Source organism: Candidatus Nitronauta litoralis (genome assembly GCA_015698285.1).
GTDB lineage: Bacteria > Nitrospinota > Nitrospinia > Nitrospinales > Nitrospinaceae > Nitronauta > Nitronauta litoralis.
Genome location: CP048685.1, coordinates 2,848,890 through 2,875,532, shown reverse-complemented (window position 1 = coordinate 2,875,532; position 26,643 = coordinate 2,848,890). Strand labels below are relative to the sequence as shown.

21 protein-coding genes are annotated in these 26,643 nt (G+C 46.2%); 5 read left to right on the top strand and 16 right to left on the bottom strand.

The features are described from left to right. Positions 1–8: 8 nt before the first annotated feature. The 14 genes from fusA to G3M70_13000 form a co-directional block, all read right to left on the bottom strand. On the bottom strand, positions 9–2,105 hold the full coding sequence (gene fusA, locus G3M70_13065; protein QPJ62754.1) for an elongation factor G: 2,097 nt from the start codon (positions 2,103–2,105) through the stop codon (positions 9–11). 83 nt (positions 2,106–2,188) lie between these two features. Beyond that, positions 2,189–4,642 (bottom strand): cyclic nucleotide-binding domain-containing protein, encoded by a 2,454-nt coding sequence (locus G3M70_13060; GenBank protein QPJ62753.1) that lies wholly within the window; start codon positions 4,640–4,642, stop codon positions 2,189–2,191. Continuing rightward, positions 4,572–5,918, bottom strand: coding sequence for a ribosome biogenesis GTPase Der (locus G3M70_13055; GenBank protein ID QPJ62752.1), 1,347 nt, complete (start codon positions 5,916–5,918; stop codon positions 4,572–4,574). The genes G3M70_13060 and G3M70_13055 overlap by 71 nt, the downstream gene beginning before the upstream one ends. A gap of 14 nt (positions 5,919–5,932) precedes the next feature. Continuing rightward, positions 5,933–7,762, bottom strand: coding sequence for a hypothetical protein (locus G3M70_13050; protein ID QPJ62751.1), 1,830 nt, complete (start codon positions 7,760–7,762; stop codon positions 5,933–5,935). Between the two features lie 110 nt (positions 7,763–7,872). Next, positions 7,873–8,619 carry a metallophosphoesterase family protein gene (locus G3M70_13045; GenBank protein QPJ62750.1) on the bottom strand — a complete coding sequence of 249 codons (747 nt, stop codon included), beginning with the start codon at positions 8,617–8,619 and terminating at the stop codon, positions 7,873–7,875. Positions 8,620–8,674: 55 nt separating this feature from the next. Continuing rightward, positions 8,675–9,109 (bottom strand): transcription antitermination factor NusB, encoded by a 435-nt coding sequence (gene nusB, locus G3M70_13040; GenBank protein QPJ62749.1) that lies wholly within the window; start codon positions 9,107–9,109, stop codon positions 8,675–8,677. A 3-nt stretch (positions 9,110–9,112) separates the two neighbouring features. Further along, entirely contained in the window at positions 9,113–9,589 is a 477-nt protein-coding gene (locus tag G3M70_13035) for a 6,7-dimethyl-8-ribityllumazine synthase (protein QPJ63812.1), read from the bottom strand. A 35-nt stretch (positions 9,590–9,624) separates the two neighbouring features. Then, complete coding sequence (locus G3M70_13030) at positions 9,625–10,845, bottom strand: bifunctional 3,4-dihydroxy-2-butanone-4-phosphate synthase/GTP cyclohydrolase II (protein QPJ62748.1); 1,221 nt, start codon at positions 10,843–10,845, stop codon at positions 9,625–9,627. Between the two features lie 25 nt (positions 10,846–10,870). Next, positions 10,871–11,485 (bottom strand): riboflavin synthase, encoded by a 615-nt coding sequence (locus G3M70_13025; protein ID QPJ62747.1) that lies wholly within the window; start codon positions 11,483–11,485, stop codon positions 10,871–10,873. Continuing rightward, entirely contained in the window at positions 11,485–12,555 is a 1,071-nt protein-coding gene (gene ribD / locus G3M70_13020) for a bifunctional diaminohydroxyphosphoribosylaminopyrimidine deaminase/5-amino-6-(5-phosphoribosylamino)uracil reductase RibD (GenBank protein QPJ63811.1), read from the bottom strand. Before ribD ends, G3M70_13025 begins: the two co-directional genes overlap by 1 nt. A 108-nt stretch (positions 12,556–12,663) precedes the next feature. Continuing rightward, entirely contained in the window at positions 12,664–13,467 is an 804-nt protein-coding gene (locus G3M70_13015; protein QPJ62746.1) for an OmpA family protein, read from the bottom strand. Between the two features lie 18 nt (positions 13,468–13,485). Next, positions 13,486–14,274, bottom strand: a complete 789-nt coding sequence (locus G3M70_13010) for a motility protein A (GenBank protein QPJ62745.1) — start codon at positions 14,272–14,274, stop codon at positions 13,486–13,488. A 9-nt stretch (positions 14,275–14,283) separates the two neighbouring features. Beyond that, positions 14,284–15,630 (bottom strand): response regulator, encoded by a 1,347-nt coding sequence (locus G3M70_13005; protein ID QPJ62744.1) that lies wholly within the window; start codon positions 15,628–15,630, stop codon positions 14,284–14,286. Positions 15,631–15,922: 292 nt separating this feature from the next. Next, complete coding sequence (locus tag G3M70_13000) at positions 15,923–18,310, bottom strand: SUMF1/EgtB/PvdO family nonheme iron enzyme (protein QPJ62743.1); 2,388 nt, start codon at positions 18,308–18,310, stop codon at positions 15,923–15,925. 261 nt (positions 18,311–18,571) lie between these two features. Here G3M70_13000 and G3M70_12995 point away from each other — a divergent pair, with 261 nt between their 5' ends. Continuing rightward, on the top strand, positions 18,572–19,222 hold the full coding sequence (locus G3M70_12995; GenBank protein QPJ62742.1) for a rhomboid family intramembrane serine protease: 651 nt from the start codon (positions 18,572–18,574) through the stop codon (positions 19,220–19,222). A 15-nt stretch (positions 19,223–19,237) separates the two neighbouring features. Here G3M70_12995 and G3M70_12990 read toward each other — a convergent pair whose 3' ends face one another. Continuing rightward, positions 19,238–19,435, bottom strand: a complete 198-nt coding sequence (locus G3M70_12990) for a hypothetical protein (protein ID QPJ62741.1) — start codon at positions 19,433–19,435, stop codon at positions 19,238–19,240. A 53-nt stretch (positions 19,436–19,488) separates the two neighbouring features. Next, complete coding sequence (locus G3M70_12985) at positions 19,489–20,742, bottom strand: competence/damage-inducible protein A (protein QPJ62740.1); 1,254 nt, start codon at positions 20,740–20,742, stop codon at positions 19,489–19,491. Between the two features lie 156 nt (positions 20,743–20,898). Between G3M70_12985 and G3M70_12980 the strand changes: the two genes are divergently transcribed. The 4 genes from G3M70_12980 to G3M70_12965 all read left to right on the top strand — a co-directional run bounded on the left by G3M70_12980 (position 20,899) and on the right by G3M70_12965 (position 26,634). Next, positions 20,899–21,363 (top strand): tetratricopeptide repeat protein, encoded by a 465-nt coding sequence (locus tag G3M70_12980; GenBank protein QPJ62739.1) that lies wholly within the window; start codon positions 20,899–20,901, stop codon positions 21,361–21,363. A gap of 39 nt (positions 21,364–21,402) precedes the next feature. After that, complete coding sequence (locus G3M70_12975) at positions 21,403–22,629, top strand: MFS transporter (protein QPJ62738.1); 1,227 nt, start codon at positions 21,403–21,405, stop codon at positions 22,627–22,629. 99 nt (positions 22,630–22,728) lie between these two features. Continuing rightward, positions 22,729–25,914, top strand: coding sequence for an SUMF1/EgtB/PvdO family nonheme iron enzyme (locus G3M70_12970; GenBank protein ID QPJ62737.1), 3,186 nt, complete (start codon positions 22,729–22,731; stop codon positions 25,912–25,914). An 81-nt stretch (positions 25,915–25,995) separates the two neighbouring features. Then, positions 25,996–26,634, top strand: a complete 639-nt coding sequence (locus G3M70_12965) for a threonylcarbamoyl-AMP synthase (protein QPJ62736.1) — start codon at positions 25,996–25,998, stop codon at positions 26,632–26,634. The last annotated feature ends 9 nt before the right edge of the window (positions 26,635–26,643 follow it).

Genomic DNA, 26,643 nt, shown 5'->3' with positions numbered 1-26,643 from the left:
TTGGGAGATTACTCCTTACTTTCAACTTTTTTCGATTGAGCTTCTTCAATAATTTTAGAGGCAATGTGTTCAGGAACATCATCGTAGTGGTCGAATTCCATTTCAAACTCGCCACGCCCTCCGGTGATCGCCCGTAATTCGGGAGCATAGTTTAATAAAGAAGCCATCGGAACGTGTGCCCGGATATTCTGTGTATCTTCATCAGCTTCAACACCCAACACCTTCCCACGTTTTGAGTTGAGGTCACCAATGATATCGCCCATAGATTCACTCGGCACAACGACATTCAAGAGCATTACAGGCTCAAGCAGGATCGGTTTGCAATCCAACACACCTTTTTTGAAGCCCATCGATCCCGCGATCTTAAAAGCCATTTCAGATGAGTCGACATCATGGTAAGAACCATCATAAACCGCAACCCTGATGTCCACCATCGGGTAATGAGCGACCACGCCTCCTGCCATGGCTTCCTGCACTCCCTTTTCCACAGCCGGAATATAGGTTTTAGGGATCGCACCACCAACAATCTTGTTTTCGAATTGAAAACCAGCGCCCTTTGCAAGCGGCCCGATCTCCAACCAGCAATCTCCGTATTGGCCTCTACCCCCGGTCTGCTTTTTATACTTTCCCTGTACCTTTGTGCTCTTTCTGATCGTTTCCAGATACGGTACCTTCGGTGGCTTAACATCTACTTCCACTCCAAAGCGTCGCTTCAGCCTTTCCAGAATAACATCTAAATGGACTGCGCCCATACCGGAAACTATTAATTCGTGCGTCTGGGCATCCCTTTCTACTTTTATAGTCGGGTCCTCTTCACAAAGGCGGTTCAGGGCATTACTTATTTTTTCTTCATCGGCACGGGTTTTGGGGACCATACCACGAGCTAGAACTGCGTTGGGAAAGGGTATGTCTTCGAATTTTACTGCCCCTTTAGCATCGGGACCCAGCGAATCACCAGTACCGGTCACTTTTAATTTTGCCACGCAGGCAATATCCCCTGCAACCACTTCAGGTAATTGGACCTGTTTTTTGCCCTGGAGCGACATGAGTTGCCCCACTCGCTCATTGGCTTCATGATTCGTATTATAAACAGACGAATCTCCTGTCAGCTTACCAGAAAAAACCCGAAACAACGTCAACTTACCTGCGTAGGGGTCAGCAATGGTTTTAAAAACCTGAGCGGTGAAAGGCCCCGAAGCGTCAGGAGAAATTTCTGTTGTTTCTCCGCTTTCCACTTGGGTTGCCAATTGAGCATTCCGTTTATCCGGGGAAGGAATGTATTCGACCATAGCATTCATCAATCGATCGACACCGATATTGTGAAGAGCGGCTCCCAGCAAAACCGGTACAAGGTTCCCACTCGCTATTCCACCCTTTAGCCCCTTTAAAAATTCTTCTTCGGAAAGCTCACCCGTTTCGAGATAAATTTCGATGAGCTCATCATCAGCTTCGGCGACAGATTCAACCAACTCCATCCGCGCCGTTTCCACCTCGTCTGCCAGGTCATCAGGTATGGCGGTCACTTTTCCAACCCCTTTACCGCCTTTTTCATATTCAAAGTATTTTTGTTCTACCAGGTCCACAATACCCTTGAACCCATCGCCGCTGCCCACTGGGAGGTCCAGCAATACCGGTTTGATTGAAAATTTTTTTCGAACCACTTCCAGGATACTATCGACCTGGGACTCCTCGGAATCCATCTTGTTAATAAACAGAATCCTGGGTATTCCCTGGTCATTCGCCCATTTCCATGTTTTCTCAGTGTAAAACTGAACCCCCGTATCTGCAGCAATCACCACGACGGCACCGTCAACCACTCGAACACACCCCACGGTATCCCCTACGAAATTATTGGTTCCGGGAGTGTCGATCAGATTGATTTTATGTTTTTGAAATTCAAATGTTGCAAGGGAGGCGTTTGTTGAATTACCGCGTTTGATTTCGTCAGGATCAAAGTCCATGACGGAGGAGTTGTCTCCAACTTTACCCAGCCGGTCGGACACCCCGGCAATATACAAAACAGCTTCGGCGGTAGAAGTCTTCCCTGATCCACCATGCCCGATTAATCCGACGTTCCTGATATGCTCCGCATTGTAAGATTTCATTTTTTACTCCCGGGAAGATACAGGGACCGTTTTCAATCCCCGGCAACACATCGGCGAAACCACTGATTAAAAAAACACTCTAATCAGTTTTTGGACAACCTTGCTTCCAACTTTTTTATCTTCTGGTATACCGTTCCGTAAAATGACGGATACAGCTTGAATATCTGGGTAATCTGATCCGGTTCAAGTTGCACAGCAAAAACCTTATCGGAATCTGCAAGAATATCAGCCTTTTTAACGATTGTTTTCCATTCAGAAATTTCACCCATAATATCCCCGCTGGATAGAAATGCAATCTTTTTCCCCTTTCCACAGGACACCTTAACCTGCCCGGACAATAACAAATAGACAGGAGCCTCTTCACTTTTCTTTGGGAAAATATGTTCTCCTTTTTTCCAGTGGGCCAGGCTGCCAAACCCCAGGGATGCGACAAGACTAGGTCTCACCACTTCACTGAAATGATTATCAAGACGGTAAAAATCATCCATGATGGTAGGTAATCCGGAATCCAGATAAAGTTTTTTGGATATTTCAAGCAACGTCAGCTTTGACAAGGCACGAACGGTACCTCGTCTTAATGGATTATCGGTAGTGATCGCAAGTTCACCAAAAAACATCCCTTTTTCATAAATCGCATTCATCTTCCCACCCAGGATGATTTCCGCAAACCCATCGAGAATAACGTAAAAAGTTTCTCCAATATCATTTTTGGTAAAAACAGTATCACCCGGGTTGTAATGAACTGCTTTGGATTTCTTTTCAAGGTTTTTTAAAGCCGAAGCTCCCACTCCCTGAAAAAGGCTGATCTCCTTTAAAAACTCAAGCGTAGTGGGTCCCTTCTTTTTTGGCATTGGGATCACAGCCCTGGTTTCGCCTTCATCAGCAAAATGGAAATACGGGTGGTTGATGGAGCTTTTATGCTGATGGGTCAGAATCATTTTCTTTGCTATTTCCGGCTTCAATTCCGTTAAGGCACCGAATTCGGTATGCAGCTGCCCCCCTCCCACCTCATGTATGATCAAATCCGCATCCCAGATAAACCCCATAATGGCCTGGTAGCGGTTCCGGGAAAAAATCCCCTGTTCATACCAACGGTGAATCAACTCTCGATCATACTTTGTATCACCCGAATGGCTGATACTCTTTTCCTTCCCATTTTTATCTTTATAGGTCAGGACCAGCCTTCCTGAAGGAATTGAATGAAAGGAATAATCGAACTCAATGTAGGTATTTTTACATTCCGGCAGCTTTATTTTTTTCTTGGGTTCTAATTCGATAAAATCAATAAAGCTTTCTATGACTTCGCATGGAAACAGTGTGATCGCTTCAATTTTTCGAAGAAAACTTTCAAAAATGATGCGGGAGGTCATCACTTTCAGGCGTTGTCCTGAAAGAATTTTTTCAATAAAACCGGCATCATGATCAGAATGCACATGAGATAAAAACATTGAGCCCACATCGTTTTCCGTAATACCGTGCGCCAGCAGAGCTTCATTATTATCGCTAAAAGCATCCACCATCAGGCCTTTTCCCTCAGCCCAAAGGATCATACAGCTGTTACGACGGTTAGCAGAAAACCCTGACCCCACTCCAAGAAACGTCGCACCTAAAAAAGGCCGATCAAGGAGATTGATTGTTTCCGGGATTAAGGGGGAGTCTATTTCATTAAAATCCAACTCTGCTTTGAGTTTTTTCCCTTCGTAGATTTCGAAATAGGATGGACTCACTTGAACCACATTCAGTTTTTTCCTCGAACTTTCCTTGCTTTGCAAGGTGACCGTCTTATCTTTTCCAAACAGGTGGAACTCCACCAGACGATCCAGAAATTCCTCTCGGGTGCAATCACGAGTCAGACTGAATAACTCCATTTCACGCTGTAACTGAAAGCATTGAAGAGTATTTTTCGCAAACAGGTTTGCCGGGCTTTTGGACTGTTTCTGCATCCAGGCTTTGGTTTTTAAAATCTTCTTGAAATGACTGGAAAGCTCTTTCAGCAGAACCTCGGCAGACACCTGCGTTTCCATCATTCCCTGTAGCTTACCTAGCAGTTTTTTATCGCGCGAAAGGCTTAAAAGGTATTTTTCAAACCGGGTATTCTCACCTGAGGTAAAACCCGAACGCTTCATAAAACTACGGAATTGGGCACATAGCATTTGATGCAGGGTCGGACCAAAAAGTGTTTCGCTCATGATGGCATGGAAACGTTCTTTCTGGTCCTGCGTACAATAGATATTTATTTTTGATTTTTGACTGCGAATAAACAGGAAGTTATAAACAATAAATTCGAAGTCGAAGTTATTCTTCCCTTTTACCAGGGTCCGGGTCGGAAGAATATAGTGAGAGGTGAGGTCTTCTTCTCGCCTTGCAAAGTCTTTGACAATTCCTGGCGGACAACCAAACGTAATTTTCTCGTACCCCGGGATATCCAGAACACGAAAATTATACCCTTTATAAATCTTTACTTTTTTATCGAGAACCCTCACGCCGAGAACCAGGATGCCGGCTTGCGAATAATAGCCGGATTGGAGTTCCTTCAAAACCAAAGGAATTTCGAAGGCTGTTTAAGAGATAACGTTCGTAGGAAAAGTGAATTCCTTCCGGGTAATTCACAAAACACTGGAACGTGGGAGGCCGGCTTTTAATCTGAGTTGCATAAAACAGCTTTAAAAACTTGCCTCGAAAACTGCTCATTGGCCGCCTCTGTATCGCCTTAGCGAAACAATCGTTCAAACGAGATGTGGTGATGGTGCGTGTGTACTCCTTATACACCTTCTCCACTTCAGGTAATAACCTTTGAAGCCCCTTACCCGTTTTGGCGGAAACCGGCATTATGGGTGCAAATTCGAGAAATTTCAATTTGTTTCTGACTCTCGCTTCAACCTCTTTCCAATCAAGGTCTTCCGAATAAGCAAGATCCCATTTATTCACACATACGATCACTCCCCGACCTTCCTCATGCGCATAACCTGCAATGGTTGCATCCTGATCCGTGACTCCTTCAACCGCATCGATGAGTAGAACCGCGATGTCGCTTCGCTCTAAAACTTTCAGGGACATTATGACACTGAACTTTTCCAGAACCTGGTGAGTTTTCCCCTTACGCCGGATTCCTGCAGTATCGGTCAAAATAAATGTAGTGTCTTCATATTCAAGAACCGTATCCACTGAATCACGGGTCGTCCCGGGAATTTCGGAAACAATGCAACGTTCTTTTTCAAGAAACTGATTGATCAGTGACGATTTTCCGACGTTAGGCCGCCCTATGATCGCCAACCGAATTCCTTCCTGTTCTGTTTCTTCTGATTCCTGCAACGGCAATGCTTCAACCAAAGGCAACATCAAATCATCTATCCCGAGCCCATGTTCTGCAGAAATAGGATAGACAGAATCCAGACCTAATCTGAAGAATTCGTTGGTGTCCAATTCCTGTTTTTGAGAATCGATCTTGTTGACCCCAATGTAAAAAGGTTTGCCTGACCTCCTTAGCTTCTGGATTACTTCTTCATCCTGCGGAGTCAAGCCCTGTCGTCCATCAGCAATAAACACGACAACATCGGCTTCCGCCAATGCAAGATCCCCCTGCACGAGAACCATATCCTCGATTTTTCCACCCCCGTCGATATCGATCCCACCTGTATCAATCAACATGAAGGGTTTTTTATAAAAAGTTACCTGACCATAAATTCGGTCACGGGTCACGCCTGACTGGTTATTGACAATAGACCGCCGTTCCCCGACCAATCGGTTAAACAGGGTGGATTTACCAACGTTGGCGCGGCCAATAATTGCCACGACGGGCAGTGGTGGGGCCATGTTTCTACCCTCCCTTAAATGGAGGGTCCTTTCTCGCGGATGAACCGGTGGATTCCCTGTGCAATGGATTCCGCCAGCCAGTATTGGTAGGAAGTGTTCTGCAGTCGACGCTCTTCAAATTTATTGGTGAGAAAGCCGACTTCAATCAGAATACTGGGCATATTAGTACGGTGCAAAACATAAAAAGGACCCTCTTTCACTCCAAGGTCCAGTACTTTTGAAAATTTTCGGGGCATGACTCCAGACAAACGTTTTTGCACATCAGCTGCAAGCCGGGCGGATTCGTTTATTTTTGTCGTGCTGATAAGGCTGGCCAGTATTTGCTGCACCTCATCATCTTCAACAGACCCCACCAGTTCCCCGTTTTCCCGCGCCGCTGTTTCAAGTGCACGATCTCCTGCACCTGCCCCAAGATAATAAGTTTCAATGCCACGGGCAGATTTTCGGGGGGCCGCATTGGCATGAATGGAAACAAAAAGGTCTGCATTGAGCTTGTTGGCCAGATCACCACGATCTTTTAATTCAATAAAAGTATCCCGAGTGCGGGTCAACTCCACACGATATTTATAACGTTTTTCCAGAATCTTCCTGACCCGTTTCGAAATTTCAAGGTTAACCTGTTTTTCCAAAATACCCGTTCGCCCCTTGGCACCCTCGTCCTTTCCACCGTGGCCAGGATCCAGAACAATCAGGGTTTTACCATTTTTCTTTCTAGGTTTTGCCGCAATTGGAGGAGCCCGGGGAATGACCTGTTCGAGTTCGGCCGCTTTTTGTATCGCTTCAAATTCCAGTACGAACTGATTCCCAACACTCCTGGTCGTGACTGACACAGGCCCTGCACCAGTCATCTCAACCATCAGGATTGAGGACTTCTTGTCTCCTTTTTTCGGCTCCACGTGGGTCAATATTCCTGACTCCAGCGTTACCACTTTTTCCATATTGGGGTCCCAGGTACCATTTTCGAATGTCACCTGAACCCTGTCCGGGTTGTCCAGGCGCTGCTGGGTAAACTTGACCGGACCTTCTGCATTAAGCATCACCCTTGCGATCTGGTTTCCATTCTCGTAAGCCAGGCCAAACAACCGCACATTTTTCGCCAGAGTTTTTTTACTTGCAGAGGGTTTTGATACAGTTGATTTTTTCTTCCCGGAGATTTCCTTGCCATGTGAATGGGTGGAATGACTATGAGTCGAATCAACTTTTGTTTCAGTTGAGGCTTCCTTTTTTCTACCAGAAGGTGTGGGCGGATTATCCGCAATGGTTGTGCTGGGTTTTACTGAGGCAAGTTTGGAAAGAATCTTCAATTCCTTGCGGGCCGTGGATATCTGATCTCCCTTGGGGAATTTATCAATCAACAGTTGGAGCCGTGCACGTGATGCACCCATCTCCCCCCTGTTTTTAAATAGTGTTGCCTGATGCATGAGGGCATCATCGGTCAATCTTCCCGGTGCAAACCGGGTGACAACTCGATTAAAGTATTCGATGGCTCGGTTTTCATCTTCGGCACTGCCGCTCAGCTTGTTCATTTCCAGGGATAATAACCCCTGAGTGAATGTTGCTTTATAAGCCTGATGAGAAGAGGGGTACTGATCCACTACTGCCTGAAATAGCGCAATTGTTTTCAGCCAGTTCTGGCGGTCCAGTTTTGCCGTGGGGGAATCGAGCACCTGATAATAGGAGTTTCGGGCTTTCTCGTAAAGGGCATCGGGACTCGCAGCTTTTCCTTTTGCTGCAAACCCGGGCTCTGGCGAAACAAAACAAACCAGAGCAATCAGGATTCCAGTGAAAAAACTTTTAAAAATCCCCATCCCTTTTGACTTTGTAATTTTGGAAACTACAGGCACTAGAACCTCTCAACATCCAACCTTAAAAATTTAGACTTAAACCATTATATTTATTGCGCTTTTGACTATAGCACGTTCAAAAAAAAGGGTCAACAAACGACAAGGATCCCTTATTTTCCAAGTGCCAACCGGTCGGATAGATAGGCAGGAAGACTTGCGGCTTTGATTTTTGATTGAGCGGTTTTGACATCATATTGGAACCTCCGCACCTGATAGGTATTTTCATCCGAATCAAAAATGGCGAAGGCCGGATCGGGGTTGCCATCCCGAGGCTGACCGAGGCTGCCCACGTTGAAAATATACCGATGCCCTGCTTTTAACTTCCAATCAGAGTCATAATACTCATGAACTTTATTCGGCTCCCTTTCCTCGATAATGACAGGTCGGTGCGAATGGCCAACAAAACAAACTTTCTCTTTGAAGTGGGGAAAGTTATCGATTCCGTCGTAACGATTGTCAATATAGTGCCATTCTTCAGGCTCGAAAGGAGAGGAGTGAGCCCAGCAAATTTCGTCTCGCACTTCTTTGGCAGAAAGTGATTTCAGATAATCCCTGTTCTCATCTGTCAATACACCAGAAGTCCATTGACAAGCATCGAAGGCATATTGGTTGAAATATGATGCGTCGGTTTTGTCAACCACTGCGTAATCATGATTGCCCCCAAGCACGATATGACAATGCTCTCGAACCCAGGCGATCACTTCATTAGGGTTGGCACCGTACCCTGCAATATCTCCAAGGCACACCAACTTGTCAAAATGAAATCCTGTTGAGAGTTTCAAGCTATCCAACGCTTCCAGAAACCCGTGCAATGCTTCAAGATTGCTGTGCAAATCTGAAATGATGACGTACTTCATTTTTCGATCTTTTTCGAAAAAAATGAAAGCAGAAGGCCTTCAGGAAACAATGCTATCAGGAGGCAGGCGATGTGGTAACGCGACCACCCTCTATTTCACCCTTGATCTTATCCAGAACACCATTGATGAATGCTGGTGATTCATCACTGCCATACCGCTTGGCAATTTCTACCGCTTCGTTTATCACAACCGTGGCTGGAGTTTCCTGGGAATAAAGTATTTCCGTAACGGCAAGCCTCAGCAAATTCCGGTCGATCACTCCCATTCGGGAGAGGGCGAAGTGATCACTGAACTTTTGCACCAGGACATCAACATGTTCCCGGTGTTCAAATACTTTTTCAAGCAAGCCCTCAGAAAATCGAATAATATCTTTTTGACAGGGATTGCGCTCCCAGTATTGCTCCAGTTGTTCTTTCCACTCCCCGGAATTTAATTCACAAAGATATAAAAATTTTACGGCGAGTTCTCTTGATGACCTTCTTTTTCCCATAAGTTAAGACAGTTTCTCGTACAAGTTGATCATTTCAAGAGCCGCCAACGCTGTTTCCCAACCCTTGTTTCCAGAATTCCCGCCCGACTTTCCACCGGACCTTTCTTCAGCCTGCTCTACAGAATCAGTGGTCAACACACCAAATAAAACCGGTGTAGAGGACTTCATGGCTAGTGCACTGACTCCACGAGCGCATTCCCCGGCGACAAAATCAAAATGTGGTGTTGCGCCACGAATCACTGCCCCCAGACATATCACAGCCCCGTATTGATTCCGCTCACAAAACTTCTTGGCAGTCAGAGGAATTTCAAAAGCTCCGGGCACCCAGGCGACATCTATGTCTTCCTCAGACACTCCATTCTGTTTTAAGCAATCGAGCGCACTGTTCAGCAGCTTTTCGGTGATGAAAATATTGAACCGGCTGACCACAATAGCCACCTTGCATCCGGCTCCCTTTACCTCACCTTCAATCAAATTCACCATTTCTTTTCCAGAATGAGTCACAATAAAAAAAATTACTTAACGTTGCGGATCAAATGCCCCATTTTTTTCTGTTTCGTTTTCAGGTATTTCAAGTTTTCCTGTTTTGGAGAAATTTCAATCGGAACCCGCTCGATTAATTCCAGCCCGTAAGCCTCCAGCCCCACTATTTTACGGGGATTGTTACTCATTATCCGGATTTTCCCAAGACCAAGCTCATGCAAAATTTGAGCTCCAATTCCATAGTCACGCAAATCTGCCTTGAAACCCAAAGCTTCATTAGCCTGTACCGTATCGTGTCCGGAGTCCTGGAGTTCATAGGCTTTCAATTTATTCAGCAGGCCAATTCCGCGCCCTTCCTGGTACAGATAGAGGAGCACCCCGTGACCTTCTTTCTCAATCATTTCCAGGGAATGGCTGAGTTGTTCGCCACAGTCACACCGATAGGAACCAAACACATCCCCTGTCAGGCATTGTGAATGCACCCGTACGAGAGTCGGCACATCAGGGTCTATATCACCTTTTACCAGGCAAACGTGAATTTGTTCATTGAGCACATTCCGGAATGCCACGGCATGAAAATCTCCAAAATGTGTTGGCAGAGGTGTGTTCGTAACTTTTTCAACCAGTGTTTCCTGCCGCAGGCGATAGGCCATCAAGTCTTTGATGGTGATCATTTTCAAGTTGTGTTTTTTGATAAACTCCCGGAGCTCTGGAACCCGCGCCATGGTGCCATCTTCATTCATGATCTCGCAGATCACCCCTGAAGGAATCAATCCAGCAAGTCGGGCAATGTCTACCGAACCTTCAGTTTGACCTGCACGAACAAGAACACCGCCTTCGCGGGCTCGCAGGGGAAACACATGTCCAGGCATCACCAGGTCCTGAGGCCTGGTATTGGGGTCCATGGAAACTCTAATAGTATGCGATCGGTCTGCTGCTGATATACCCGTAGAAACCCCATTTCTTGCGTCAATCGATACGGTAAACGGGGTTCCAAATTGTGATTGGTTGTCATCCACCATCATAGGGAGCCCCAATTCACGCGTGCGGTCTTCGGTCAAAGTCAGGCAGATCAATCCGCGACCATACTTGGCCATGAAATTTATCGCTTCTGGGGTGACCATTTCCGAGGCGATCATGAGATCCCCTTCGTTCTCACGGTCCTCATCATCGACAATGACGATCATCCGCCCTTGCCTTACCTCCTCAATGGCTTCTTCAATTGTACTAAATGCGTTTTCGGTGTTTGTCACTTAAACCTCAGGATGTTTTTGGTCATCAAGAATCATTTCCCTTTGACTGCATAACAGTTTCGCAGGCTTTAAGGATGTATTTGCCAATCATATCACATTCCAGGTTTACCGAATCCCCGGGGCGTTTCTCATTCAGATTGGTATGCTCCCAGGTAAACGGAATTATAGACACGGTGAACTGGTTGTCCCGGCAATCGAAAACGGTGAGACTGATCCCATCAACCGCGACCGACCCTTTTTCGATGAAATGCGCAGCAAGTTCTGGAGGATGCGAGAACCGGATCAAGGTTTCTCCCGGTTGATGATCCATCGAATTGATAGTTCCAACTGCGTCCACATGACCCATAACAAAATGGCCACTCATTTTTTTGTTCGGAGTGAGCGACCGTTCAAGATTGACTGTTTCGCCTTCACCCACCTTGTCAAAACTGGTTCTATTCAAAGTCTCTGTGGATAGGTCAACAGCAAAGGTTCCGCTGTCATGCGTCACCACAGTCAAGCACACTCCATTAACCGCAATACTTTCTCCCAGTTTAAGGTCATTGACCTCCTCCTGAAAAGCAATGACAAACCGGGCCCTGTTTTCATCCCGTTCAATTTTTTCAATCCTGCCGCAGTTTTCAATAATTCCTGTAAACACTAGAGTTCCCCTTCGATCAAAATATCGTGCCCTACCTTTTCTACTTTTAATTTTTTTAACCGCCAGGCGTCTTTCAATTTTTTAGCTCCCTCACCCCCAAGACCACTGACAGCATCCCGCCCTCCAATTAATATAGGAGCAAGAAACCACATCACCTGATCCACCTCACCATCTTTGAGAATCCGACTACTGGTTTCGCCACCACCTTCTACAAGAAGGCTGACGATATTCATTTTTCCAAGATTTTCCAAAACTTTTTTAAACGGAATCGTCCCTCGTTTTTCCGGGATTTCAATTACAAACACCCCTTTTTTTTCCAGTGACTTTTTACGCGCCCGGTGACCGGGGCGGGTGACAACCGCAACCCGTTCCTTTTTAGCGTTATAGAAAACATTTGCGTTCAAAGGAACTCTCAGGTTTGGGTCCACCAGCACCCGCATGGGATAGCGTTCGCTTTGTGGGGTGGGCCGGGCGGTCAACCTTGGATTATCTTTTATTACCGTTTGAGCACCAACCAGAATTGCGTCAACCCGTGCTCGAATCTGATGGACCCGTTTTCTCGCTTTTGGCCCTGTGATCCATTTCGATTCTCCGATTGATGTGGCAATTTTCCCATCCAGGGAAACGGCGGATTTCAGGATCACATAGGGTTTGCCCGACTGAATAAATTTCGAAAAATACTTAATGAGAGCCTGGCATTCCTCTTTTAAAATTCCAGATTCAACTTTTAGTCCGGCAGATTTTAATTTGCGGATTCCTTTACCTCGGACCTGCGGATTTGGATCGCGCACCCCAATCACCACTTCCTTTATTCCAGCCGATATGATGGCATCCGTGCAGGGTGGAGTTTTCCCCTCATGGCAGCAGGGCTCGAGGGTCACGATCAGTATCGCGCCTTTCGCTTTTTCACCCAGTTTCTTCAAGGCTTCGATTTCTGCGTGAGGACCACCCGCCCTCTTATGATACCCCTCTGCCAGAACTTTTCCCTGTTTGACAATTAAGGCTCCCACCATAGGGTTTGGAGAAGTCCGGCCCTCAGCCTTGCGAGCCAAATCAATGGCACGACGCATCCACTGCTGTTTTTTTTCATTTTCTTTATTCAAAAATATACCAGGCTGGCGATGGCTTTTTTATTTTACAGGCAGGTCATTATAAATCAATTTGGTCTCAGAAATATACTAACGGCGACGTAGCACGTCGACCATTTTACCTCGGATACTACCGCGCTGATAAACAATTTCAATGCGCCGGTTCTTCGACCGGTTTTTGGCAGATGTATTGGGAACCTTGGGATGAAATTCTGCGAATCCTACAACTGAAAGTTTTTCAGGAGGAAATCCGTTCTCCACAAGCAACCTTGCCACATCGGCGGCACGCGAAGCAGAGAGTTCCCAGTTGGAGGGGAACTGTTCCGTATGTATCGGGCTGTTATCCGTGTGGCCTTCAATCCGCACATCGTAGTTGAACTGTTGAAGGAGGTCGAACACCTGGTCAATGGTTTTTTTGCCGGCATAAGTCATTCGCGAACGACCTGGAGGAAAAAGAACTACATCCGAAATGGTTATCACCGCTCCACGTTCATCCGACGACACCTCGACCTGGCCGGACAGCTTATTCTTATAGACAAACTCCTCAACCTCGGAAGCGATTTCTTCAACTTCCTTGGCCACCATTGCACCCACCTCGTCTACTGCGGCAATGGTATCCTCATCTAATTTTGCATCAGGATCCTTGATGACATCAAGCCCCACACGGGTACCGGTTTCTGGAATTACGTCTGTTCCCAGGGCAGATTTAAGGGAGGCTTTAATCTGCTTCCATTTTTCCTGCTCAATGGTTCCCATCGCAAAAAGCAAAATGAAGAAAACCATGAGCAGGGTAACCAGATCAGCAAAGGTCATGACCCATGCGGGTATCCCCTCTTCGCACTCGTGCTCCTCTTCTTCAGGTTCTTCTGCTGGAGGGCTTTCTTCTTCAGCCATGGCCGTTAATCTCCCTCATTACTTTTTGCCGCCGCCATCATCATCTTTCTTGATCTTAACTCCAAGCGCATTTTCCAGGTAAGTTTCCAGCGTTTCTTTCATGAAACGTGGGTTGACTCCCTTCCTGATGAATATAATCCCTTCAAGCACCAGATTCATCTCCAATGCTTCAGCAGCACTTCGGCGCTTCAGTTTGACAGTCATCGGAATGAAAATAAGGTTAGCTAACAATGCACCGTAGAAAGTAGTGATGAGGGCAACGGCCATTTTGGGGCCCACCGAGCTGACATCATCCAAAGCAGATAACATCTGTACCAGACCGATCAATGTTCCAATCATGCCAAAGGCAGGGGCAAACTTCCCCATTTCATTCATGATTTCCCAGCCATCTTTATGAGACATCTGAATCTGTTTGATTTCTCCACGAAGCAGGGAACTCACGGTGGCTTCATCTTTTCCATCTACAGTGAACTGCAAACCTTTCTTCAAAAAATCATTGTCGATTTCATTCAGTTTAGACTCGATCGCCAATACACCACCTTTACGCGCCACGTTACAGACCATCACCATACTTTCAATCAGCTGGTTAAGATCCGTTTTTTTGGTCACGAACACTTTGATGAACAACCCGGCCACACGAAACAATTCATTCATCGGGTAGGCGATCCCGGTGGCGGCAATTGTCCCGCCAAACACAACCGCTGCAGAGGGTAGATTGATAAACAAATCCAGGCCGCTGTTCAGGAGAATCGACCAAAGGACCAGGCCGATTCCAAGTATGATTCCGATTAAAGTTGTAATATCCATGCTATCTGACTACTTTCGCTTGACCTTGATCGACCCCAGGATCGGGTCCACATTATGAAACTTGAGAACACGGCTCAAAATATCCTTTTTTAACACCGTGCCCTTTCTTAACAAATTGATCCCCGACTCGGAATAGATGTCCGATGCCAGTTCCATCCCTTCTTTTAAAGCAAAAATGTTGTAGTCTACGGTGGAAATTTTTTCCGGATTCTGTTCATCAATCCAGTCGCTCAGCACCCCCACCAGTTTTTCGTCGAACATGAGACCGGCTTGGTCTTCTACTTTGGCAAACGCTTGTTCCAATTTATCCTGTCCACCAGAGATCAAGGCATGATCGAAATAACTCGCAAGCGATACAATCCGTGATCCAATCGGAATACGATCCCCTGAAAGGTTGTCAGGAATTCCCGAGCCATCCACATTTTCATGCAAATGGCGGATGATATTTGAAACCAACTCAAAGCCGGGGAATGATTTAAGCAACATTTCTGCCACCAGAGGATGGTGTGTGAAACTCCTGTTACTCAATTCATCCGTAGCCTCCTCTATCTTTTTTTCATCAGGCAAACTTACAATACCCAGTTCATGGATGAGAGCAGAGGTTTTGATATTTTGGATCTGTTGATCAGGCAGGTCTATTTTCTTTGCGATATACACGGAAATTTCAGCAACCCGCTCGGCATGCCCCCGGTGTTCTGACTGATGTAATTCGATAATATTGGATATCAGGCTCACTGTGGATTCAAAACGTCCCGCCAGTTCTTCGTTCATGGACAGGATCTGGCCGTTCTTTGATTCCAACTGCTTGTTCAGGGTCACCACTTCTTTCAGGTTTTCATTCAACCGGCGCTTGTCCGATTTCAATTCCTCATTCAGACCATTTAATTTCTGCTGATATTGTTTGAGTTGTTCAACAGATTTTTCCAATTGCTTGTTTTTGGTCGTTACTGCTTCACTCAGGCTGGCTATCCGGAGCACAAAATTGACCGCAAATAACAATTCCCCTTTTTTAATCGGTTTGGATAAAAATGCGTCGGCACCTGCTTTGCTGGCTTTAATAGCGTTGTCCTCTTCAACATCATAGGCCGACATCAGAATGATTGCGGTCTGAATTCCATGCTGTCTGACCCTCCGACAAATCTCCAGACCATCCATTTGAGGCATTTGGATATCTGACAGCACGATATCGGGATGCAGGGCCTGAATCATCTTGATTCCCTGCTCACCATTATTGGCTTCATGGATTTCCAGAACTTCCGGTGGGAAATTTTTTGATAATATCCTGTGCACCACCTTTAAAAGGGCAGCATCATCATCAATACAAAGGATTTTTTTGGTTTTAATCTCAACCGTCATAAACCAACTTTTCTTAAACAGCTATTGAAAATGTTTATGTAAAAACCGCAGCATTCAACCCCCTACCAGAAAAACAAAGAGCCTCCTCTAACTATCGGAATATTTTCCTGAAAATCAAGGCTTTGCACCCGGTAGATTGAATACTGATACAAACAATTAAAATGTTGGAGAATCTTACAATATTAAAAACCTGGGTCCCAAAATGTCAAGAAAAACCTATAGTTAGAGATATTCAGGCGATAATCCTCAAACAAATATCGTTACTCCCTAAGATTTTTTATCCTGTCTATTATTACTCATCATCATCGGTTTCAGCTAAATCGGGGCTCACGCAACGCAACCCGACACCAGGATGGTGCTCTGCGGGATCAAATGAATTCCGGAACACGCATTTGGCATGCACCATATAATTCATCCAGGCTCCCCCTCGGACCACCTTTTGGGTGCTGAATTTTGAAGAATACAATTGGACACACCATTCCCAGACATTTCCGGCCATGTCATAGCAGCCGTAGGGCGAGAGGCCATCCTCAAAAGACTCAACAGCGCTGGTCCGGCCCAGAACAAAATCGGCCGTGTTGGTGAAGCCAGACTGGTATCCCAACGCATCACCCCAGGGGTAATCCCGACCATCTGTTCCCCTGGCAGCTTTCTCCCATTCTTTCTCGGTCGGCAACCGTAATCCCATCCATAAAGCAAATAGGGTGGCTTCATAGTAATTTATTCCAATCACGGGTTGATCATCATCATAGGAAAATTTTGGATGTCGTAATTCCCCTTCTGGATCGAACTGTTTCCACAAGGCATTGGTAACGGGGCACTTCATGATGGCAAATTCTTTCAAATAAATATGATCTTCTTCATCCCGTTCATTCTGGTAAATGAATTTCCCCTGCGATACGGTGACCATTTCACCCCAGCGCTTCATCACTTTCTGATCTACACTTTCCGGGTCGCTCCGCTCTTTAAGAAATTCATGGAGCTCCGGCAATGCATTTACGGGTGAAAAATCCTGACAATCGATCACATCAATAAGCTTTATTTTATGAAGGGTGCATAACAAATCCAGGACACCATACAAGATACGCGTGTTCCGGTTTTCTCTTTTGAGTAATTCGCAAATCATCTCCCGAGTTTTTTCCTGCCCCAAGGCACTGATCACTTTAGGGGGTTGCACCAATCGATTGCGCGAAAATTGCGGGTACTGCTCGCGGTCCTGATACTTGAGCAACTGCCCCACCATTAATCGGCGCGACTCGGAAAGTTTTTGCGCTTCCGGAAGGGCGTTACCTGCGAGAAACAGAGCGCCTGTTTCAATTAACAGGTCGTAAATCGTGTCAAGGGAGCCAGAAATAGAACCGATGCTGAATTTCAACAGACTTTCCCAGCGAGTATCCCTTCCCCTTGCTTTAATCAATTCATCCCGTTCCGGCTTTCGGGCCAGGTGGCGCCCGGCGAAAAACTCCTGGAAAACAGGGTGTCGATATTCCCACTTGTGCTGGGTCTGGCGAAGAATGGGATCCAGATTCCAAAGCAGGGTCCCGTCATTTAGAAGTGACGGATCACCTTCAAGAAGATCCATTTCATATCCGGTATCGGCCTCTTCAAACCGCTGAAATCGATCCGCTTCCGCCAACTCGAGCGAAATGGTGCCCAGTCGGGACAGTATCCGGTGTCTCAGTTCCACCTCTTCTTTATCCTCTCCCTCAGGCAAGACAAGAGAAAGCCAGGTTTCAAAAAATGTGGTCTGGTTTCTAACTTCTTCAAGTCGCCCGGCCTGGGCTACCGATCTGAGAAGACGTAGCAGATAGGGTGTCTGGAAAATTTCTGAAGAAAACAAACGCATGTTGTCTATAAGCGGTTTGTTTCCTATTTCACCGAGGTAGGCTTTGCACGATTTTTCATCGAGTTTTTGAAAGGTCATCCGGAAGCAGGCATCCTGCCCACGTTTAACCACAGACGTGGTGGCCATGGGTCCAAACCCAACCGGACGCATGGCCATAACGGCCAAGTTGTCATGAAGGGCATCTCCATCGACCACAACGTCATAAAAAAACTGGAACCGGTCATCCGCTGCCATCCGGTCCAGGCCATCCAGCAGGAACATCACCTGGCCGGTGAGCACCATCCGCTTCAGGGTTTGCTTGAGGATCTCTTCATCTAAAACCAGGTCCGGCTGCTCTTCCTTCTCCCGCAAAATCATTTCCGACACATGGCTGAAATAAAGCGGATAAAACTCATTGAACCCGGACCCTTTTGGAAGCAGGCCAAGGTCCAGATAAACTGTCAGTGGGTATTCCTCTGCTTCTCCCCTCTGAAGCCGCGATTCCTGATAAACTTTCAGGAAAGTACTTTTTCCCATGCCGGCGGGAGCTTCAAGAAGCAAATTCGATTTTCCAAGATCAAGAAGATCTTCATTAATCGCACGGGGATTGGGGAAAATTTGTTCCTGCAGACTTTGACGATGGTGAACTGGATTTGTGTCAAGTAACACAGGGGGCAGGTAGCACTGGGGCCCACGGTTTTCACCAAGGTCTTTGTCCAGTTCCTGGGTTAATTCACGTAAACGATGCCGGGAATATGCCGCAATGATCCAGCTGAAATCCTCTTCAGGCCGAGTACGTACTGAAGGAGCACTGGACTCTGAGCGGGCTAATGAAGTGTCATCGGTTTCACTCATTTACCACAACCTTAAGTTGGGAAGAAATATGTCCCCTGAGGTGAGATGCTTTTTGGATAGTTTTCTCCTGGACCGGTGATAGGCTTTCTATTAAAACGTGAGGTAAAAATTTCATGCGACAGATATTCTCAAGAAACGGCCCTCAATGTCTACTGGTCTATCAGTAAAGTGAGTCCAGTCCATGGCGTCCACTACTGTTAAAATATTTAAAATGTCCATTTAAATCAAAATATTACCACATACTCAGGCCACGCCCAATTTATGCTTCCTCTATATGATGAAAATCCCAGGAGATCGTTTCCAATCTTCACTATTTCATTAATTGCCCTCAATATTACCGGGTTTGTAATGCAATTACAGGCTCCTGGGGGCATGTCGGCCGCAATCAGTCAATATGCCATGGTGCCGGCTGATTTCCTGAGCAATCCGTTCAGCCAGTATCCGACTTTAATCACCTCCATGTTCATGCATGGAGGCCCGGCACATCTGGCTGGAAACATGCTCTACCTGTGGATATTCGGGGACAATATAGAAGATCGCCTCGGCCGATTCGGCTTTGTTTTATTCTATTTCCTGTGTGGAGTTCTCGCCGCCATAAGCCATATGGTGGCAGACCCATCTTCATCTATTCCGGCGGTGGGTGCCAGCGGTGCCATTTCAGGTATCCTCGGGGCCTATTTGGTCCTGTTCCCTGGAGTTCGCGTTCGCACCCTTATTTTTCTCGGATTCTATATTTCCATGGTGCGCATCCCCGCAATTATTCTATTGGGAATCTGGATTTTAATGCAGGTTGCAAACAGTGTTTCAGTTGGAGCAGAGGGAGAGGTTGCCTGGCTGGCACATATTGGCGGGTTTGCTGCGGGAGCTATTTTGATAAAGCCCTTTCAGGGAATGTTGAGACGCCGGGCCTGACTACCGCAATCAGAATCAATCCATGGTGAACCAGGAGATAGCGAGCATGATCACGAGCACAACAAACAAAATCCAAATTGTGATAATCACACCACCGCCACCAAACCGGGGATAATTGGGAATCTGGGTAGAAATTGGTGCACCACAACGCTGGCAATTTTCGCCAGTTTCTTCCAAGTCAACTCCACATTGATAACAAACCGTCGGTCTCATCCAAAAGTCACCTTGATAAGGTTATGTTAATTCTCCAAACATCTCGCAATAGATTATTCAAGTTTTTCCCCAGACAGTCTTAGCCGCACCAGGTTTAAAGCTGCCTGGGCCGCACGATCCTGATTTCGTCCACGATCCTGATGAAAAACGTGTTGCTCTACAAACTCCCCTTCTTTATCACTCACCGCAATGAAGGTCAAGCCCACCGGCTTGTCCGCACTGCCGCCCCCTGGCCCCGCAATGCCGGTCACCGATACGGCAATATCAGAATCTGATGCCAGACGAATACCTCGCGCCATGGCGGCGGCAACGGGCTCACTCACCGCCCCATGATCGTCCAGAATTTTTGAAGGAACAGACAATCGCTCCATCTTGGCCTGATTGCTATAAGTCACAGCGCCTTCCTTGAAATAATCTGAACTACCGGGCACTCTCGTAATGCGTGAAGAGATCAAGCCGCCCGTACAGGATTCTGCCGTAGCCAGAGTGTATTTGCGTTCTCGCAACAACCCTCCGACAACCTCTTCCAGCGTTTCACCATCCACAGAATAAATATAATGTTGCAAACAATCGCGTAACGATGCTTCTGCGCGGTCAAGATCAGCAACCAGTGTTTCTTTTGTGTTTCCTTTTGCTGTCAACCGAATACGCACTCCGAGGTGGGAAGGCAGGGAAGCAATCGACACCCCCTTTTCAAAATCTGCTACGGGACCTGTCTTGTCCCATAAGGCCGACTCGCTTATACCGGTTGTATTTAAAACCCGATGCACAATGGTTGACTTCCCTTCACCTTCGAGCTCTGGCACAACCCAGGTTTCCAGGAGATGCTCCATCTCAAGCGGGACTCCTGGCAAAGCGAATACTTTCCTGTTTCCGTCCTTAAATAAAAAACCCGGTGCAGTACCTTTTTCATTAAACAAAACAGTGGCACCTTCAGGCACCTCAGCCTGCGACAAAATACGATCTTTTATGGGCTTGCCTCTTTTTTTAAAAAAGGACTCGACCATGCTATGAACCCGTTCATTATGTACCAGGGGTTGCTCAAAATATTCTGCAAGCACGGCTTTGGTTATATCGTCGTGAGTGGCCCCCAGACCTCCCGTAATAATCAAAATGTCTGATCGTGAGAGGATTCTTTTAATCTCCTCCAGTATGGCTGCCCGGTCATCTCCAATCGATGTGAAACGGGACACCCAGACTCCGATCTCGTTTAGCCGGGAAGCCAGTTTTCTGGCATTGGTATCCTGGATCAAACCACTGATCACTTCATTACCAATCGTCAAGATTTCCGCCTGCAAATTGTTCATCAATTTTTTCTTTTTCAGAAAAGCAAAACTTTCCAATGGATGTTTATTACCCTCACCCCTGATATACTATACAGAACTGGCCTTAAATCCAATGGTACATGGTAATGATTGCAACTGGAATGTGAAGATGCCAATATCTTTCCCATATGGATTCTGATGAACGATCTTCAAAAGTTACTGGATGATTTAAAAGAGCCCGACCCTTCAGTGCGAAAAAGAGCGACTGCAGCGCTTTGGCTCCGATGGCATGAAGAGGCTGGTGATGAAGCGACTTCCAGACTTCAAATGGGAATTCAGCTTTTAAACGAAGATCAATTGGACGACGCGGAAGAATTATTTTCTCTTCTGGCCTCTGATTTTCCAGATTTCCCTGAAGCCCACAATAAACTGGCGACAGTTCTTTTTCTCAACGGGAACTACGCGCTTTCAATAGAAGAATGCGAAATAACACTCGACCTCAATCCCTATCATTTTGGCGCCTGGAACGGGCTCGGTTTGTGTCAGTATCAAACCGGACGCTTTCAGGAAGCCATTCTAAGCTTTCAAAAAGCCCTGGAAATCCAGCCCTATTCCCAAACCAATCGGGTTTACATTGCAAAGTGTCGTGGCAAACTGAACTGACCTGGCAAAAAGCAAACTGGTTTTTCTACAGGAACCGGCATGCGGTTTAAAAACCAGCCGCTCACCAGCCATCAGATCACGGAAAAAACTTACCGGCTAGACCTGTTACGCGGCTCATTGCGCGGAATCCTCACCACCGGCACACAAACCTTCGTCCTGTTCATCGCCATACGTTATTTCCAGGCGAGCGATAATATCAAAGCAATTATCGGAGCAGCCCCCTTTCTCGGAATGTTCCTGTCAGTTTTCGGGTTGCATTACCTGGCTCGCACGGGTTGGAGAAAATCCCTTTGTGGAGCCATCCCTGCAGCTCTGTGCGGGATGTTTCTGTTCCTGTCATCTTTTTCCAATTCTCTCGCTTCTTTTACAACCTGGACAGCATTGGGTTTTATCTGCCTGCACCTTCTCACTCCGTTTATCACTTCGATCTATAACGATAATTATCCGGACGACAAGCGAGGCGCTTACTTTTCCCTGCCAATGGTCATGACGGTTGGGTTCAGTGTAATCTTTGGATTTCTTGCTTCCAGGTTTATGGACCAGGATATTGAAACTTTTCGATGGGTCATGGGCATTCTGGGAATCGCAGGACTTGGTAAAGCCTGGGCCATTTACTCCATGCCCTCGAAACCCATCGAATCGCAAGCTTCTTCTAATCCTCTGGGAAATTTTAAATATATTTTTGAAGACCGGTTATTTGGGTATGTCCTCCTCACCTGGTTCATCATGGGGTTTGCCAACCTCTGGGTCCTTCCTCTGAGAGTGGACTATGTCACAAACCCGGAGTATGGCATAGAGGGGTCCGCCCTGTTGGTGACCCTGCTCATAACAATCATTCCTGACGGAATGCGGGCGCTGTCGATCCCATTTCTCGCCCGCATGTTCGACCGGGTCAATTTCATTTTGCTACGCATGATGTTGAATCTGACATTCGGCTGTGGCATTGCCTTGTTCTTTTTCACAAAAGATACTGGCATCATTGCTTTGGGTTCCGCCTTGATTGGAATAGCATTTGGAGGGGGAAGCGTGGCCTGGGCACTTTGGGTCACCAAGTTTGCTCCTCCTGGAAAAGTCGCGGCGTACATGTCGGTCCATGTAAGCCTGACCGGGATTCGGGGCACCTTTGGGCCTATGATCGGATTTTGGGCGGTCCATCAGATTGGCCCTGTAAATATTGGCTTGCTTTCATGCGGAATGATGGTTTTGGCTACAATTATGTTGATTCCTGAGATCAAACACGGAAGGTCCAACAAACCTCTTAACTGATTTAATTTTAAGCCGTTATGATAAAATAGATCTAAATTTTCCTCAATCAGCATCGGCACATTAACTTCAGGTTCTTCTTTAAAACCAGAGACCGATTTGATGTCTAATTCACTGTTCAGCCTTCAGACCATTGACCACCTGGTCGATCGATATCCATTACATGATCCTGAAGGTCACCGCCTGCTTAAGGTTTTAAGACATCTTACTCCCACAACTCAGGACCTGAAATCACCCCAGGGATTTTCCACCCAAAAAATCATCAAAGAATTTTATAAAGAACAACTCTCCCAGCCTGTTGCTTCAATGGCTGTTAAAATTGAAGCCACTCGGGAAGTACTCAATAAAAATCTTCTGGAAATGTTTGATAAAAACTCAAACCCGGCTGGAATTCTGGTGGGGGATGGGTTTTCTTTCATCCAGTTAAAGAGGCACAAGTTTAAACCGTCCGAACTCGCTTTCCGCCTGCCGGAAACATTGCATGAAGAAATCCAGACCAAAGTTCAATTGTTGAACGAGCAAAGTCAAGAAGAGGAAAAACGCCTGGAGGCATTAAAAGAAAAAGAAGATTCTCTAATTGCACAACAATCCGAAATTGAAACCAATGCATTCACTTTTCGAAAATCTCATAAAGAACAACTGGAAGATTTAAAGAACTCTTTTGATCTCCAGCAATCCAAATACGAAGAAGAAATTTATCGCCTGAAAAAGGAATTGGCCCAATTGCAAAACCAACAAATGGCCAGCCAGAGCAACCAGGAAAATAAACTTAAAGAAGATATTGATGAAAGGACACAGTTAGATCAAGTGCTCGAAGCACAATTCAGCACTCTGGAGACTAATCAGAAGGAGTTTGCTTTCCTGATTAAAAAACTAAAGAAACAGGAAATCGAATTTATTCAACTAAAAAAAAGGGAGCGTAAAAGAGTTCGCCAAAGAGAACTTTACCTTAAAAAAACAGCTGAAGCTCACCTTGAACGGATTCAAGCCTGGGACCAGAGGTTAATTGAAATCAATCAGTCAGAGTCTGTGCGACGCAAGCAGCAGGAACAGGACTTCAGGAAGAACCTTCAGGAGTTGCAACAGGATTTCAAGCGTCAGTTGCTCCACTTTCAGCTTCAAGCCAATGAAGGAGCCGAAAGGAGTATAAAACTGGAGGAAGAACGCCAGCAAATCATGATCAAAAAACAGGCTCTTAGTGGGGAAATTCAAAGTCGCACAGAAGAATTCCTGAAAAAACGCCAAAAAGAACTCGAACAAAAAGAAGGAGCCCTTAAGAAAGGGCTGGATCACATAACAAGGCTTTCGACTTTATTGAACAAAGAGAAAACGAAATGGCTGGATTCCGCCATCTCTGACGAAGGAACCCTTTACACAAGGGCAGAGTTTGAAAGCCTTGTTCAGGAACAGGAAAAATTGCTTCGAAGCCTGAACAGCATGGTCAAAAATTTTGAGGTCAAAAAAAGGCAAGAGGAAGAACTTCTGGAGTACCGGCAATTAGGACTTGATAAGGAACGAAAGGAGTTGTTTGCTCAAGTTCAAAAAGAAAGGGAAACCCTACAGGGAAGCATTAAGCAATTGAACTTGAGAGAGGAAGGCGTGATCGAGAGGGAAACACAGGAACTGGCCCGGCTTCATGAAGATTACGAAGATCTCCGCCTATCCCTTGAGGTGAATCAAATAGAAAAAGAAGAACGGCTCAGTGAAAGAGAAGCCAGTCTCCGGCAAAGAGAACTGGACCTTCAGGAGTTATTCAAGGAATACCAGGAGGCCAATCGCCATGCACGAAATGAATGGGTAAAGCAGGAGGAAATGATTCAGACCGAACTGGAAAATTTACTTTCTTCCAAACTGGAGCAGGATACGTTACAGACGGAAGCTCGCGAATTTTTGGCTGAAATGAAAACCACCTTTGAGCATAGGATGACTCTGCAAAAAGACGATTTTGAAAACTTTCAAAAACAGATGGAAAGTATCAAAACAGATGCAACCAGGATTAAAAATCATCTTGAAGAAGAGGCTGAATCCGCCCAGTCCACCCAGGCTTCAATGGGACAAACGCTGAAACAAAGAATCAGGCAACACCAGAAACTTATAGAAACTCTTGAAGAAAACTTAAAAACCCAGGTAGAGCATTATCACGATCAAAACCTTCAACTTCGAGAATCCCGGGAGGATCTGCATAAAAGTGAGCGCACAAACTTGAAAACTTTTCTCGAAAACATGAATCGTCACCATATGCGATTGCAGGAAATTGGGCAGGCACTGGAAGAATTATCCGACACCTATCTTCGAGAACAGGCTCTTGGGGGTATTCAACTCGAATCTGCTCAAGCTGCTGAGCCCACAATTTCAAATGACGAAGGATTTTCCGAAGATCGGGCTCTTGATGAATGGGATCACCTGCTTCACCGACTTTCCAGGATGCGCGGCGATAGAACCCCCGAAGTTCAACCCCGATTTCTGGATGAATGGTGTATACGCTGGAATCAGTGGGTATCCATCGAACCCGGTGAATTTTTGATGGGCGCAGGTAATAAAAGGGATGCACTCCCTGAAAAAAGAACACGCATCGAACATCAATTGCAGGTGAGCCGCTACCCGATCACCAATGTTGAATTTATGCGTTTTGTTCTTAATACCGGGTACCAGACAGAAGCCGAAACGGGGCATGGAGGCATTGTTTATTTTTCCGGACTCCCAGACAATGGCAATCCTAACAGGGTCTCCTCCTCCACCCCCACACTGGAGACAATGAACAATGCTTCCTGGTGGAGCCCGGATGGTCAAACAGACTCCATCAAAGATAAGTACAATCATCCTGTCACTCTGGTGACCTGGAATGATGCCCATGCTTTTTGCCAATGGAAAAGTGAACAACTCGGATTTATCGTGCGCCTGCCAACCGAAACTGAGTGGGAGTACCTTGCCAGTAATTTTGGCGAGAATGAAAAGGATGTTCCCTGGGGTTTTGAGGAAGGATTACAACACTGCAATCTGGCAGAATCCCGGATCGGCTCAACCACAGCGGTGGATAATTTTCCTGAGCACACCAGAACCGGAGGTGCGTTGGATCTGTTTGGAAATGTTTATGAATGGGTTCTGGATGGCCCTCCCCCGGCAGGCCGATCACCCGACCTGGATTACAAACTCGCAAGAGGTGGTGGGCATCTCACTCAATTTCAACAGGTTGCCCGCTGGCGTCGTCTGGCATTCCTATCTACCTATCGCACATCTTTCATCGGGTTTCGAGTGGTTGTCGAGACCGCCTCCGCTCTCAACGCTTAACTTGAACTGATCAAAAGTTCTTGTTATAACTCGAGGAATTCACCAATCATTCCTTCGACTAATAACCTTCAGGATAAATAAATGCCTGTCGTTCCGGCACTCGATTACCAAAGCTTTGAAGCCTGCCAACCTTCTCTGGATGCTATAAAAAAATCCTTGTCTCAGGGGGGCGTTATTGGGTTTCCCACCGACACCTTTTACGGACTCGGCGCTGATCCATTTAATTCCGAGGCAGTGGAAAAACTCTTTCATCTGAAGCGACGTCCTCCAACGAACCCCATCCTTGTCCTGATCCATGATGAATACCAACTGGATCTTTTCACCTCAAATATCAGCGAACAAGCCAGGAACCTGATTAAAAACTTCTGGCCCGGCCCTCTCACTGTTTTGTTTTCAGCGCGTGACAGCCTTCCCGATGCCCTAACAGCAGGCACATATAAAATTGGGGTGAGGCTTCCTGGCTCAAAACTCACCCGAAAATTGCTTGAAAAAATTGGCCACCCCCTCACCGCTACAAGTGCAAACTTATCTGAAGGCAACAATCCTTCGAAAGTTGAGGAGATTCCAAAAACCCTGGCCGATCAACTGGAATTCATTATTGACGGTGGACCGTCCACGGCTACTGCCCCATCAACAGTAGTTGATGCTGATGCCTCACCTCTCCGGATTATCAGAGAGGGAGCCATTTCACCTGCCTCAATACAATCCATAGTGGCTTGACCCAACTTT